General features: G+C 67.6%; 7 protein-coding genes. 5 read left to right on the forward strand and 2 right to left on the reverse strand.

Translation table 11 applies throughout. From position 1 onward, the window contains the following. Positions 1–16 precede the first annotated feature (16 nt). A complete protein-coding gene (locus J7E96_RS09020; RefSeq protein WP_215129309.1) occupies positions 17–1,672 on the reverse strand; it encodes a transposase in 1,656 nt (551 codons plus the stop codon). Between the two features lie 235 nt (positions 1,673–1,907). Here J7E96_RS09020 and J7E96_RS09025 point away from each other — a divergent pair, with 235 nt between their 5' ends. The 5 genes from J7E96_RS09025 (at position 1,908) to J7E96_RS09045 (ending at position 13,069) form a co-directional block, all read left to right on the forward strand. Next, positions 1,908–2,255, forward strand: coding sequence for a hypothetical protein (locus J7E96_RS09025; protein ID WP_215129312.1), 348 nt, complete (start codon positions 1,908–1,910; stop codon positions 2,253–2,255). Positions 2,256–2,968: 713 nt separating this feature from the next. Beyond that, complete coding sequence (locus tag J7E96_RS09030; RefSeq protein WP_215129314.1) at positions 2,969–6,874, forward strand: PglY protein; 3,906 nt, start codon at positions 2,969–2,971, stop codon at positions 6,872–6,874. After that, positions 6,871–9,618 (forward strand): BREX-2 system phosphatase PglZ, encoded by a 2,748-nt coding sequence (pglZ, locus tag J7E96_RS09035; protein WP_215129316.1) that lies wholly within the window; start codon positions 6,871–6,873, stop codon positions 9,616–9,618. Before J7E96_RS09030 ends, pglZ begins: the two co-directional genes overlap by 4 nt. Continuing rightward, a complete protein-coding gene (gene brxD / locus J7E96_RS09040) occupies positions 9,615–10,949 on the forward strand; it encodes a BREX system ATP-binding protein BrxD (protein ID WP_215129318.1) in 1,335 nt (444 codons plus the stop codon). Before pglZ ends, brxD begins: the two co-directional genes overlap by 4 nt. After that, positions 10,946–13,069 (forward strand): DEAD/DEAH box helicase, encoded by a 2,124-nt coding sequence (locus J7E96_RS09045; RefSeq protein ID WP_215129320.1) that lies wholly within the window; start codon positions 10,946–10,948, stop codon positions 13,067–13,069. Before brxD ends, J7E96_RS09045 begins: the two co-directional genes overlap by 4 nt. Here J7E96_RS09045 and J7E96_RS09050 read toward each other — a convergent pair. Continuing rightward, the gene (locus J7E96_RS09050; protein ID WP_215129322.1) at positions 13,062–14,018 is read right to left on the reverse strand and encodes a DUF3800 domain-containing protein; all 957 of its coding nucleotides are present in this window, start codon (positions 14,016–14,018) and stop codon (positions 13,062–13,064) included. The genes J7E96_RS09045 and J7E96_RS09050 overlap by 8 nt on opposite strands. Between the last annotated feature and the right edge of the window lie 497 nt (positions 14,019–14,515).

A 14,515-nucleotide genomic window follows, 5' to 3' on the forward strand; every position in this document is an offset into this window, starting at 1 on the left:
CATTGTCAGACCGTTCCTAAAGACTGAGCGGGAGTGAGTCCTGTTGCCAGGACGCATGCTCAGCCGTGTGCCCCGAACGGTGTTGGGCACGCTGGTCTCCCACGTTCGCTCCGCGTCCGGGCGGCACGGATCGTGTCCGTGGTCCGGGAATGCGGGGGCGGGTTTCCTCACACCCAAGAGCATCCGATGGGGCCTGGACGGTCCGATGCCCCTGCACATCGCTCTGGTGTGCAGGGGGCGGTGCCGTCCGTCGCCGGATCGGGTGCCCTTGGGCGCGCCTTCCGATCGCCACGGCGGCAGCGTCGTGGCGAGTGGTCTGACGAGTCTTGCTGGTGAGGGGTTTCTGCCAGTGCTGCGCGCCCCACTTCGAGGTGTAGGCCGGATCCACGGCGATGATGGCGATTGCGGTGGCGTCGGCCATGGAGGTGAGGCGGGCGCGGAGTTTGCCGGTCGGCATTCCGGAGATCAGCTGCCGGAAGTGTTTCCTGCGGCCGTGCTTCTCCCGGGTCTTCTCCGCCGTGAAGTCCAGGTCCTCGACCGCGATCGCGGCCACTTGGCAGGATTTCGCCCAGTTCAGCAGTCGGGACAGGGCGTGGCGGACCTGCGCGTCACGGTGCTGGGCGGTGCCGGACAGGTCGTAGAAGAAGCGGCGCGGGTTGCCGATGGGGTTGCCGTGGACGTCGAGGCGCCAGGCGGAGAGGTGGTCGGCGTTGGTATCGACACCGATCACCCCGTGCGTGAGCGCCGCCTCCAGCGGGACTGTCCTGGTCGGCGGGATCTGCCAGGACGCTGTCAGATACCAGCGTCCGCGCTGGGTGTCGTAGTGGATGCGGTAGGCGACCGCCCGGTTCGCCTCGACACGATCGGCCCACTCGGTGCCCCGGTGGGCGAACCGCACCCGTGCGGCGAGCACGTACTGGCCGTGCGGGGCGTTCGCCAGCCCGGCCAGCGGCACGGGCAGCTTGATCGACAGCCGGCCGTCGGGGCTGACACGGATGGTCTCGTTGCCGTACCGCTTCCCGGATTCCCCGTCCGCTGACAGGAACCAGCGCTCCGCCTCCCAGCGCTCCCGCCACTGCGTCTCGGTGAGCTGGGCGTCGGCGAGGTGGTGGCGGGTGTTCAAAAGACGCTTGCCACCCCGGACCACCTGCACACGTCCAGCACGCCAGTCCAGCACAGCGGCAGTGTGCCGGGCCTCCAGCGCGGCCAGGCGCCGGGACTTGGCATGCCATTCCCGCCGCGACCGGTAACCACCCGGCGCCCTCTTCGAGCCGCGCTCACCGACCGGCAGCGACAGACGGTGCCGAAGCATCCTGATTCCCGCCTCAAGCCCCTGAATGTGCGCGGCCTGGCAGCGCCGGGCCAACGCCCACTGGTCATGTGACGCCTTCGTCACCGCACCCGCCCACCGCGACGACGACACGGACGTCAGCGCTCGCTTGCGCACCGCCCACGACTCGGCACAGTGATCCGATGCGTCCGCGCAGCGCACCGCGAGGTCCCGCGAAGCCAGCGTGCCCAGGTGCGCGCCCACCAGCCGCAGAACCTTCTCATCCTCGCCGGTGAGGTCCTTGAGCCGGTCGCGCACGGCGACACCGGTGGAGCCGGACGCGACGAACGGCCGGGCCGCAACCCGCAGACCCGAAGCCGACCGCTCCCCACTGCCACGCACCGCAACCACCCCCGCCCGAAATCCGCAGCCCCTCATTCCCCACTGGACAACGAACCACACCGGAAAAGGTCACCCGTTCCCACCCCGAACACCCAACCACCCCAGTCACCAAAACCGACCAGACCACACGCACCTACACACGCGAGTGCAGTAATCCGTAGAAAACATCCGGCTGTTGAATACCCCGGTGCCACGATTGGCGGAAGAGCAACCGAGATCACGACAAGGAGGAGACATGCTCACGCTCATCAAAGACCTCCGCGACCTCGGCCCCGTCGACAAGCTCTACCGGATTGTGGCGTCCCTCGCCGGTTGTGCGGCAATAGCAGGGCTGTTCTCGCTGCACAGTGGCGCGAACCTTCCGCTGGAGGTTGCTGACTTCGTCAGTAGGAGCCTGGGGTTCCGATCCAGCTGGGCTTCGGTTACGGCGCATTGGCTCGATGAGCGGCACCAGGTGTTCCAGCCGCTCGCTCTCGTCGCCGTCTGCCTCGGCACCGCCACGTGCGCCCGTAGTGACGACGGTGTCGAGGAGGGGCGTGGAGCGGCCACCGCTGTTTGGGTTTGGCACTGGCCATACAGGTAGGGGTTGGCGGCTGGGCGGTGGTCTACCTGGTCGGTACCGCTCTCGTTGGGCTGGCCGCCCATCGGGACGACTGGAGGTACAACCTCCAGGTTGGCTCCATGGCGTTCTTCCTCGCGGTTCTCTCCGTTCCGCTGGTGCTCCTCCTCTGGCCGACCGGCCGGCCTCCGCGTCAGCGGCCTGCCGAGGCGGCTGCGCCCGCCGGCCCGACCGGGCTCGTGAACAATCCGGTCGCGCCATGATTCACGCGACCGCCGTCTCGTCCGGCGGTGTCGAGTCCACCCACGCGCGAAGTTCTTCGCGGCCCCGCATGATGACGCGCAAGTACTCCTCCGGGCGGCGGTCCGGAGGCAGCGGCAGGTCGGGAGGCCGCCGAGACGATGTGTCGGCAGGGTCCTGCCACTCGGGCCCGTACGCCTTCTCCTTCTCCAGCAGGCCGCTGGGACCTGCCTATGCCGACGCCCCCGTCGATCCGGCAACTGTCTGTGTCATTGCAGCAGTGCGCGGCGGACGCAGACAGGGCGAGACTCAGCCACGCGTAACCGACGGTCACGGAACGTGATGAAAAGTGGTGGTAGTGGTGCGCACCGTGGTCACGCGGTTGCAGAGAATGGTCTCTTCGCAGGTCAGTACCTGCTCAGAGCTGGCAGGATTGGACATTGCGCACGCGGCCGCGCGCAGCCCATCTGCAGCCGAATGAGGGAACGAGAGCCCCGATGCCCACCAGCGAGCTCTTCCTGCGGGATGTCATCGACATCAAGGAAGACGTCCATGCCGGCGATTTCAAGGTGGAGCTCTCCGGGGGCTTCACCGAGACCGATGCCCGGGTGGGCGAGTATGTCGTCACGGACCAACTCCAGGAAGCCTTCAAACGGTCGCTGGGGCTCGTCGGGGCCGCCGTACGCACCGGCAGCTCGCACGCCGCGTATCTGCATGGCTCCTTCGGCGCCGGTAAGAGCCACTTCCTGACCGTTCTGCACGCCATCCTCAACAATCACCCCGCTGCTCGCCGCAAGCCGCGTCTGCAGGAAGTCATCGCCCAGCACGACGACTGGCTGCGGCAGAAGAAGTTCCTGATGGTGCCGTACCACCTCGTCGGTGCGGCAGACCTGGACTCGGCGCTGCTCGGCGGGTACGTCGCCACCGTTCACAAGCTGCATCCGGACCAGCCGACTCCCGCCGTGTACCGGTCGGACGCCGCTCTCACGGATGCGCGCAAGCAGCGCGAATTCCTGGCGGACGACCGGAAGTTCGTCCAGTGGCTGGCGGCCGGCGGTGTAGCCGTCGCGCCGGACGGGGCCGTGGTCACGGCCGAGGACGCGGATGACGACCTGGACACCAGCGGACTCGACGACGCGGCGATCACACCCGCTCCCGGCGCCTGGACCCCCGCCGATCTCGACCGCGCCTTTGCTGCGCCCGCAGGCGACCCGCACCGCGACGCGCTCGTCTCCGCTCTGCTCTCCGGGCCCATGGCCTCGTACGCGACAGGCGCGCGCGGCGACAAGGATGCCTTCGTACCTCTGGAGAACGGGCTCGCCGTCGTTTCCCGCCATGCCCAGAGCCTCGGTTACGACGGCATCGTGCTCTTCCTCGACGAGCTGATCCTGTGGCTTCAGGCGCACATGGGTGAGCAGGACTTCGTACGCGATCAGGTGCAGAAGCTGGTCAAGCTGATCGAGTCCGGGGACAGCGACCGGCCGGTGCCGATCATCTCGTTCATCTCCCGGCAGCGCGACCTGTCCCAGCTGATCGGCTCCGACGTGGCCGGTGCCGAGGTGCAGAACCTTGAGCAGCAGGTCGAATACCTCGCGGGCCGGATCGATGTCGTCGATCTGGAGGACAGCAACCTCATTGAGATCATCAAGCACCGGGTCCTCGCGCCGAAGCCGGGAATGGAAGCCGCCCGGGAGTCGGCGTTCGAGGCCGTCGAGTCGTCCAAGGACGAGGTACGCCAGGTGCTGCTCGACGCCCATGGACGTACCGAGGCCAGCTGGGACGACTTCCGTGACGTCTATCCGCTCTCGCCGGCCTTCCTGAATGTGCTGGTGGAGCTGTCGGGCGCGCTGCAGCGTGAGCGCACCGGGCTCAAGCTGGTGCAGGAAACGCTGCGGCGGCGCCGGGACGATCTGAAGCTCGGCGAACTGATCCCGCTCGGTGATCTGTGGGACGTCGTCCTGGACGGCACGGGTGAGGCGTTCACAGCCAGGCTGCGCAAGGAGGCGGAGACCGCCAAACGCTTCCACGACCGGGTCGTGGCCCACCTCATCGAGAAGTACGGGTCCGCGGACAGTCCGCTCTTCAAGGGCGACGAGCGGCTGATCAAGACGCTGCTGCTCGCCGCGCTGGCGCCGAACGTGCCCGCCCTGGCCCGGCTCACCGGCGAGCGGCTGGCAGCCCTGAACCACGGGTCGATCAAGGTGCGGCTGGGGTCGGCCGGATCGGTCGCGGTCAAACGGCTGAAGGAACTGCAGGGCGAGTTCGGTGAGCTGCGCAGCGAAGGCAGCGCGGACCCCGTCTTCCATCTGCATCTGTCCGACCTCGACATCGAGCCGCTGCTCGACGAGGTGAGCAGCGAGGACAACCTGGGCAAGCGTCGGCAGTGGGTCAAGGACCAGCTGTGGTCGGCGCTCGGGATCCCCGATGCGCAGGCGTTCGTCAGCGAGCGGGACATCGTATGGCGGGGGACGAAGCGCACCGCGGAATTCGTCTTCGGAAACGTCTGCGATCCGCACCTGCCGGATGAGCAGTTCAAGCCGCAGACGGAGGGGAATGTCAGGTTCGTCCTCGACTATCCCTTTGATGAGAAGCATTTTCCGAGCGATGACGTACGTCGCATCGAGCGCATGAAGCAGGAGGGGAAGTACGCCCCCACCATCGTCTGGCTGCCGGACTTCTTCTCCGAGCAGAAGGCCAACCAGCTCGGACGGCTGCTGAAGATCAGCTACCTGCTGGAGCGCGACCGGCTCGACGACCACACCGCCACCAAGTCCGCGGACGAGCGGGTGCAGATCAGGCATCAGCTCAAGGCGCAGCGTGAGAACCTCACCTCACAACTGGCCGCTGTTCTGCAGCAGTTGTACGGAATCAGCAAGCCCGACCCGGGAAGTGTCGGCGCGGAGGTTCCGGACAACCAGCATGTGTGGTCGATGGAACCGTCGTACTCCCGGCCCAGGCCCCAGGCGGGGCTGAGCTTCGAGCAGAATCTGTACGCCCTCGCGGACGGAATGTTCGCCGCCCTCTATCCCAAGCACCCCGACTTCGACCCCACCCTGACACGGAAGGCCGTCACCGTACGGGAGTTGAAGACGGCACTGGAGTGGATCGGGAAGGCGATGGCGGACGGGTCACGGCGGGTCGTGGTCGACCGGCATCATCTGGCGGTCGTCAAGAAGATCGTGCATCCGCTCGGGCTCGGTGAGGTGCACGACGGGCCGCTCAACCTCCTCAGTGACTGGCGTCTGAAGATCAACCAGAAGGCTGCTGACGCCAAGGCCGGCACTGAGCTCTCTGTCGAGGACATCCGGCGCTGGATCGCCGAACTGGGCTTCACCGGGCTGGAGAAGAACATCACCAGCCTGATCATCGCCACCTACGCGTTGCTGGACGACCGGACGTGGGTCTACCAGACCACCCCCGTGGCCGCCCCTGAACTGGAGAAGATCGGCAGCGGATACGGGCTGCGGGCAGTGGAGCTGCCCACCGAGGAGGAGTTCGCGGCCGCCCGTGCGCGAGCCGGGGCAGCCTTCGGGGTTTCCGCGCAGCCGGTGCTCTTCGCGCGGAATGTCGCGGCGCTGGAGTCCGCTGTGCGCGACATCGTGAACGCGCATCAGCAGGCCGTGGGCGGAGTGCGGCGCTCACTGGAGAAGCACGCCGATGACCTGGGGCTCGCCGGAGCTGACGCCAACCGGATGCGGTCGATGCGGGCCGCGGCGGATCTGCTGGCCAGGCTCTCCCGTACCAAGGACGCGACCTCGCTGGTGAAGGAGCTGGCGGCTGTCTCGTACGACGTGACGGACCAGGAGCTCGGGGCGGCGGTCAAGCAGGCTCCCGAGGTGCTCGAGGCACTCGACGACACCAACTGGTCGCTCCTGAAGAGCCTGCGCGGCTTCGCCGAACGCAACGACGGCGTGGGCGACAAGGCCGAGCGGATTCTCAACTCGCTGCGCGAGACCGTCAACGATCACGAGCAGGCCAGTTCGCTGGTGCCGGTGCTCAGCCGCTTGCAGGATCAGTCCGTAGCCCTGGTCACGGAGGCGGCCCGGCTCGCGAACGTGGCACAGCCGGCGCCGGAGCCCACACAGCCCGGGCCGGACGACGTCAGCCTGACCCAGCACGGCGATCCTGTCGTGCGGTCCAAGGTTCCGCCGCAGCTGGACTTCGATCAGGACGATTCGGCCCAGCGCCCGGAAAAGCCGGTGGCGGGACCGACCGCCCCCCACGTACTCGAAACGCAGCAGCTCAGCCGCGTGGAATCCGCCCTGGCGTCGGCCATCGCAGATGTCCAGGACGAGATCCGTTCGTACGTCTCCGAACATCCAGGCGTACGGATCGAGATCGCCTGGCGTCCGGTACCGGTGGACGGCCGGGCCGCGACGGGCGAGGGAGCCGACCGCTCATGACCACCGCTCCGCCGCCGGTCAACCGGCTCACCATCGAGGCGCTGCTCGACACTTACGCCTTGGGCCTGCGCGACCGGCGGCTGATGCTGGTGCACGGCCGGTATCCGGCCACCGCTGCCGGGGTGTTCACCGCGAAGATCGGCGGCGAGTCGCGGCGCGTGCACGTCAGTGACCAGACGTCCGTACTCGGCATCGTGGACGCCTGGCACCAGCACAGGGCGGACGAGGAGCGGGCCGGTGATGTGCTGGTCGTGACCACCGGCATTGGCGACGAGCAGCTCGGCTGGGATGTGCGGGGGCATGCGGTCAAACGGCGCATGCTCACGGTCGAGAACGCCGAGATCGTGAAACAGCGCTTCGGCGCGAAGGAACTCGATCCGCGGATGTACCGCGAGACCTGGCTCCTCGAAGCACTCCTGGACGCCGAGCCGCACGACGGCTGGCAGCGCACAGGTTCCGTACTCACCCGGGACGCGGCCGTGCGCGCTTTGCTCGTCGCGCGGCTGGGTCTCGCACGTACGGGGACGGGTGAGGCCGCGACGGACGTCGCCATCGACGCCGACGCACTGCTCGCCTGGTCCCGCACGCCGGCCGGCGCCACCCGCTTCAACGAGCTGGACTCCCGTGAACGCGACGAACTGAAGCACTGGCTCGGCGAAACGGCGGGTGCGGCCGTGCCCGTACTGATGTCGCTCGTCGAGGCGGGGCGCGGAAACGACGCCATGGCGCGCGGGCTGCTCGGTTCGGCGATGGCGGACCCGGCGACCGGCCCGGACACGGTGCTCGCCGTCGGCGGACTCTTCGGCCAGGTGCGCCGAGCCGATGTGCTGGCCTTCAGCGACGCTGTGGCCGGCACGCTCACGCGCTGGATCGGTGAGGCGAAGCACAATGACACCGCCAAGCAGCGGGTGTTCTCCGTCATCGACCAGGCCGACCGGCTCGCCACAGAGGCGGGGCTGACGGACGCACTGCGAGCGAGCCGCTTTCTGTTGTCCAGCTTTACGGCCCAGCTGCGCGCTGTCGCCGTGGAATTGGCGCGCTCACCGGTCCTCGCCGAGGCGGCCCTGGCCGACCTGCGCGGCCATGCTCTGGCAACTTTGCACGGTGACCGGATCGCCGTCGCCGAGATGGCCGTAAGGCTGGCCCGCTGGTTGGCCACGCCCGAGCCTCGGGTGGATTCGGTGGCGTCCGGGGTGTGTGCGCACCTGGGCGAGTGGGGCTGGGTGGATCGGGCACTGAACGTGCTGTGGTCGGGCGACCCGGTCGGTGACGCGGTGGCCGATCAGGCATACCGGGCCCTGCATGACGCCGCGCGGGCGCGCAGGGACATCCTCGACGAGCAGTTCGCGGTACGGCTGGCTGGCTGGACCCGTACGGCAGCCGCACAGAACCCGGGCGGCTGCCTGCTGGTGGAGAACGTACTGACCGAGGCCGCATTGCCGCTGTACGGCGGGACGGCAGCCCCACTGGTGCTGTTGCTCGACGGCATGAGCAGTGCGGCGGCCGTACAGATCGGCGAAGAGACCGAGCGCGAAGGGTGGATCGAAGCCGTACCGAATCCGCCGGCCGGGCAGGCACCGCGGCGGCTCGCCGCCGTATCGATGCTGCCCTCGGTGACGAGGATCAGCCGTGCCTCGTTGCTGACGGGCAGCGCGGTCATGGGCGGTCAGTCCACCGAGACGGCGGGGTTCGCCGCCTACTGGAGGCAGCACCGAAGTGAGGGAGTGCTATTCCACAAGGCGTCGATAGGAGGGCCGTCCGGACACCGTCTCGCCGAGGAACTGGCCACGGCCCTCGCCTCGGATGCCGTGGTCGGTGTGGTGCTCAACACGATCGACGACGCGCTCGACCACGGGCAGCAGGGTGAGCGGACCCAGTGGCGGATCAACGACATCACTTTCCTGCGCGAACTCCTGGCCGCGGCCAAGGGGTACGGGCGTCCGGTGCTGCTGGTCGCCGATCACGGGCATGTCCTGGAGCGCGGCGCAAATGCCGGACCGGCCCGGATGTCCGGGGCTGAGTCCTCCCGCTGGCGCACAGGCACCGCCGGGGACGGGGAGATCGAGCTGTCCGGGCCGCGCGTGCTCGAAGGCGGCGGCACGATCATCACGCCGTGGCGGGAAGACATCCGCTACACACCGCGCAAGGCCGGGTACCACGGCGGTGCGTCGCTCGCCGAAGTGACGGTGCCCCTGCTGGTGTTGTTGCCTGCTCTGGAGGCGCTGCCCAATAGGTGGCAGGTCCTGCCGAGGGAACTCGCGACGCCGCAGTGGTGGATCGAGGGCCGGGCCGCCCTGGGAGCAGCGGCAATCGAGACGGCGGTGGCGGAGCCTGCCGCCGTCAAGCCCAAGACTTCCGGGAAGCGGCCTCAGCCCACCGGTGAAGGTCTCTTCGCCGAGACCGATATCGCGCGGGAGCCTGTGACGCTGGGCGCCAAGGTGGTCGCCAGCAATGTGTACGCCGCGCAGAAAGTGTACGTACGCAGAGCACAGGACGAGGTGGTCGCAGCCGTCATCGACAAGCTCGCTGACGCGGGCGAGACCATGTCGCCCGCAGCCCTTGCCGCTGCCATTTCCGCGACGGGCCGGGTCAAACGCAACATCGACGGCTTCATCGCCACGCTGCAGCGGCTGCTGAACGTCGAGGGCTATCCCGTGCTCAGCTTCATCGACTCCGGGCACACGGTCAGACTCGACGTACAACTGCTGCGCACACAGTTCCAGCTGGAAGGAAACCGACCGTGACGGCTGCCCCGTCCCTCGTGAGCGCGGCGCGCCGCCGCGAGGTCGTCGATGCGCTACGGCGCGGAACCGTGCCCCAGGCCGGGCTCGACCTCTTCGCGGTCGGTCTCGACCGCTTCCAGTCGTCCCTCGACGACGATATCTCCACAGTGTCGCGGGGCGGTGCCGCCTTCCACGCCATCCGTGGGGAGTACGGCTCCGGCAAGACCTTCTTCGCACGCTGGCTCGCGGAGCGGGCCAAGCGCGCAGGTCTTGCCACCGCCGAGGTGCAGATCACGGAGACCGAGACCCCACTGCACAAGCTGGAAACTGTCTACCGCCGTCTCACCGAACGACTGACTACCGCCACCCACCAGCCGAGTGCCCTGCGCGCCGTCATCGACTCGTGGTTCTACACGCTGGAGGAAGAAGTCCTCGACACCGGGGAGGCGGACGAGGACGACGGCGAGGCGCTGACGAAGGCAGTGGACGAGCTGATGGAACGTCGGCTCGCGGACGTGGCACGTACGACACCGGCCTTCGCAGCCGCTCTGCGCGGCTACCGACAGGCCGTCGCGACCGGCGACGGAGCCACCGCCGAGGCGCTCATCGCCTGGCTCGGCGGCCAGAAATCCGTGGCAGCCTCGGCGCGCAAGGCCGCCGGTGTACGTGGGGAACTGGACCACTTCGCGGCGCTCGGCTTCCTGCAGGGCCTGCTGACCGTACTGCGCGACTGTGGCTACCCGGGGCTGCTCCTCGTCCTCGACGAGATCGAGACCCTGCAGCGGGTTCGTGGTGACGTACGGGAAAAGGGCCTCAACGCACTGCGACAGCTGCTTGACGAAATCGACGCCGGCCGTTTTCCGGGCCTGTTCCTGGTCATCACCGGGACACCGGCCTTTTACGACGGGCAGCAGGGCGCGCAACGGCTCCCACCCCTGGCGCAGCGGCTGGCCACAGACTTCACCACCGACCCGCGCTTCGACTCCCCCCGGGCGGTGCAGTTGCGTTTGGCCGGTTTCGACCTGGCCAAGCTGGGCGAACTCGGTCGTGGTGTACGTGACTTGTACGCGGTAGCGGCTCGGCACCCGGAGCGGATCGCAGCGCGGGTGGACGATGCGTACATCGGCGAACTGGCCACGGCCGTGACAGGCGGGCTCGGCGGGAAGGTCGGCGTCGCACCGCGGCTCTATCTGCGCAAGCTGGTCGCCGATGTGCTGGACCGTGTGGACGAGTTCGAGGACTTCGACCCCAGGCAGCACTACGCGCTCACCGTCACCAGCGCGGAGCTGAACGAAGTGGAACGCAACGCCGCGGCGGCCGACGCGGACGACATCGCACTGGATCTCCCGTGAGTGGTGTTGACGATCTCGACCCAGTCCTGGTCCACCACATCGTCAACACCCTCGGATGGCCGGGGCTGAGGCCCCTCCAGGAGGAGTCGATCGCGCCGCTGATGGCTGGACACGACGCGGTGCTGCTGGCGCCGACGGCCGGCGGAAAGACCGAGGCGGCGTCTTTTCCGCTGTTGTCACGGATGACGGCTGAGCGGTGGTCCGGCACTTCGGTGCTGTACGTCTGCCCTTTGAAGGCGCTGCTGAACAATCTGCTGCCACGGCTTGAGACGTACACGGCGTGGCTGGGGCGCAGTGCGGCGCTCTGGCACGGGGATGTCGGGGCCGGTCAGCGGAAGAGGATTCTGGCGCAGCGCCCGGACGTACTGCTCACGACGCCTGAATCGCTCGAGGCGATGCTGGTCAGTGCAAATGTCGATCACGCGTCCTTCTTCGCCGGGCTGCGGACGATCGTGGTCGACGAAGTCCATGCCTTCGCCGGGGACGACCGGGGGTGGCATCTGCTCGCTGTGCTGGAGCGGCTGCAGCGCGTCGTGGGACGGCCTGTTCAACGGGTCGGTCTGTCGGCGACCGTAGGGAACCCGGACGAACTGCTGGGTTGGCTGCAGGGATCAGGGGCGGGGAAGCGGCCGGCACGGGTGGTCGCACCTCACCTGTCCGAGACGCAGTCACCGTCGAGCGCACCCCCGCCCGGTGATATTCAGCTCGACTACGTAGGCTCGGTCGACAATGCGGCAACCGTCATCGCGTCGTTGCACCAGGGCGAGAAGCGACTGGTCTTCTGCGAATCGCGGCGGCTTGTCGAGGAGTTGGGCGAGAAGCTCCGTTTCAAAGGCGTGACGACCTTCTTGTCCCACGCCTCCCTTTCTGTGGACGAACGGCGGCGCGCAGAGCAGGCGTTTGCCGAAGCGCGGGACTGCGTCATCGTCTCGACCAGCACGCTGGAACTCGGGATCGACGTCGGAGACCTGGACCGCGTCATCCAGCTCGACGCGCCCACCACAGTCGCCTCCTTTCTGCAGCGTCTCGGTCGCACAGGACGCAGGCAGGGCACCCCCCGCAACTGCCTTTTCCTCGCGCTGGACGAGAATGGGCTGCTCGGAGCGGCCGGCCTGCTGCTGCAGTGGTCGCGAGGCTGGGTGGAACCCGTCGTGGCGCCGCCGGAGCCGAGGCACATCGTCGCTCAGCAGGTGCTTGCCCTCTGTCTCCAGGAGCACCGGGTCGGAGACCGGCTGTGGTCCGAGTGGTGGAACGGCCTCGGTCCCTTCGGGCAGCCGGCAGAGCCGATTGTCCGGCACCTCGTCGATGAGGGATATCTGGACCGGGACGGCGGCATGCTGTTCATCGGGCCGGAGGCGGAACGGCGCTTCGGTCACCGGCATTTCATGAATCTCACCGCCGTATTCACCGCGCCACCCCAGTTCACGGTGTTGCAGGGCCGCAGGGAGATCGGCAGGACCGACCCTGATCTGCTCACCGAGCAGATCGAAGGGCCTCGGAAGCTTCTGCTCGCCGGACGCAGCTGGCTGGTGACCTACATCGACTGGCAGCGCAAACGCTGCTTCGTCGAACCGGTGGACGGTGGCGGCCGGGCGAAATGGAGCAGTGTCGGCTTCGCGCTCGGCTCGTCCTTCGAACTGGCCAGGGCGGTGCGTGAAGTGCTGCTCGGCGCCGATCCGCCCGTCGCGCTGACCAAGCGCGCCGTCGTGAGTCTCGCCGAAGCCCGGGAGCACTTCCTGGAGGAGGTGCATCCGGGCGGCACACTCATTGCCCGAGGCTCGGGCGGATACGTGAAGTGGTGGACCTGGGCCGGCCACCGCACGAACGCCACGCTGGCCGCGACCCTGGGCACGGTCGTCACCCCGGCCCAACGTGTGAACGACTGCTGGATCCGGCTGCGCGAGGACCTCACACAGCAGGCCTGGAAGCAGGCGGTCGCTGAGGCCCCGGAACAACTCTGCCTGCCGGATGTAGACGAACGGGCAGTAAGAGGACTGAAGTTCGCGGACGCACTTCCGCCGCGGCTGGCTCAGGCCACGCTCGCCGCGCGCCTTGCCGACTTTGACGGGGCAAGGGCGGTGCTCGAAGAACCGGTCAGGTTCGTGACCGACCTCAGATGACTGGCTGCTGTTCACCTTCGGATGCCAGCGGCTCGGGGAAAGCGGCGGCCGGAGCAAGATCGAGCGCGGCCGCAGGAGCGGGGATACGCACGGGTGTGGACGGCTGCGTCGGCCCGGCGTAGTCGAACAACTTGCTTCCCGGCAATTGCCGACGATGGTCGGCGACCACCACGCCGCCGGTCCACTTCTCGGGCCGGACCTCATACCGGTGCTGCAACTCGCCCAGTCGTGGGCAGTGTTCACGAGCGGCGCCATGACCAGGGTGGCAGTGGATGTTCCACGTCAGATCGTCCGCGTACGTTGTACATGCGGCGGGGAAGAGGATGGCGGACACAACAAGGTCGGCGATCTGCAAACCGACATGGGTGTCGCTGTGGCCGAAAACAGGGGACTCCGCGAGGTGCGGAAGGCGATCGGCTCCGTTACGGAACTTCTCCGTCGTCACGCAATCCACGTTCTTGAGGTTCTTCACATAGCTGCGGCTGTCGAGAACGACGACGCCGCTCCCGTCACGCTCCGCCAGGAAGTGCTCAAAGTTCTCGCACATGGAACGCACTGACGACAGGTACATGGTCTCGGTGTCGTTGACGACGTTCTCTTTCAACGCCCAGATTCGAGCCAGTACTTTGCAATCGTGCTGCTCCAGAAGCGACAGCAAATCGGCCAGAATGCGATGGGCCGTACGGAGCTGGTTTCGGCCACCGTGCCGCATTTTGCGGCGGATGGTGTCGCCCTTCAACTCGTGCCGGATGACATCGATCGGGTGTACCCCGTCCTTGGCCAGCGACGGCTCGTACTTCTTCTTCAGGGCAATGAAATTCCAGACCAACGACTTGAGACGATGCTCCGGGACAGTGAAGCCGCCGATCACCATGACTGGTTGCGAATCCGGCTTCTCCGGCTTGACGACTTGGCCGTTGCCGGCCTCATCGACGTAGCACAGATACAACGTGCCCCCTGGGAATGAACCAACTATGGCCGACCCCAGATCCCTGGGGGACGGCCATAGGATGCGCCACGCCGTACGTGCCGGTCGCAGCTGGGTGTTCGTACTGTTACGAGCGTATGCGTGTCTGGCGCACCGGACAAGTGACTGCCGCGAGGCCCGCGCATGGCTGCTGCGCCGGGGTGCGCGCCCTGGTGTGCTTCATGTGCCCCCTGCGGAGTGGCGGGCTGGCTGAAAGCAGGGCTGCGCCGAAGCCTCTGAACAGGTATTTCTTGGGGTTCGTCGTGGGAGGGGGACGGTCATGCTGCTGGTTGTGGGACTGCTCGTGATCGGTGGGCTGGCGGTCGTCTCGCGGTGTGGCGGGCCTACGTATCGGCAGCGTCCGTGTCGGCGGAGGCGCAAGGGGCTGTTTCATCGGTGCCATCAGCATCCGTTCGCGCCGGTGACGGTTACCGACCTGGCGGGGCTCGGTCTCTTTGTGACCGCGTACGGCCTGTGGG

This window comes from Streptomyces sp. ISL-96 (genome assembly GCF_018614035.1).
In the GTDB taxonomy this organism is placed as follows: domain Bacteria; phylum Actinomycetota; class Actinomycetes; order Streptomycetales; family Streptomycetaceae; genus Streptomyces.

Excerpts from the sequence above, each read along its gene's own strand:
- J7E96_RS09025 (WP_215129312.1), top strand. The coding sequence starts at position 1,908 with ATGCTCACGCTCATCAAAGACCTCCGCGACCTCGGCCCCGTCGACAAG.
- J7E96_RS09030 (WP_215129314.1), top strand. The coding sequence starts at position 2,969 with ATGCCCACCAGCGAGCTCTTCCTGCGGGATGTCATCGACATCAAGGAA.
- pglZ (WP_215129316.1), top strand. The coding sequence starts at position 6,871 with ATGACCACCGCTCCGCCGCCGGTCAACCGGCTCACCATCGAGGCGCTG.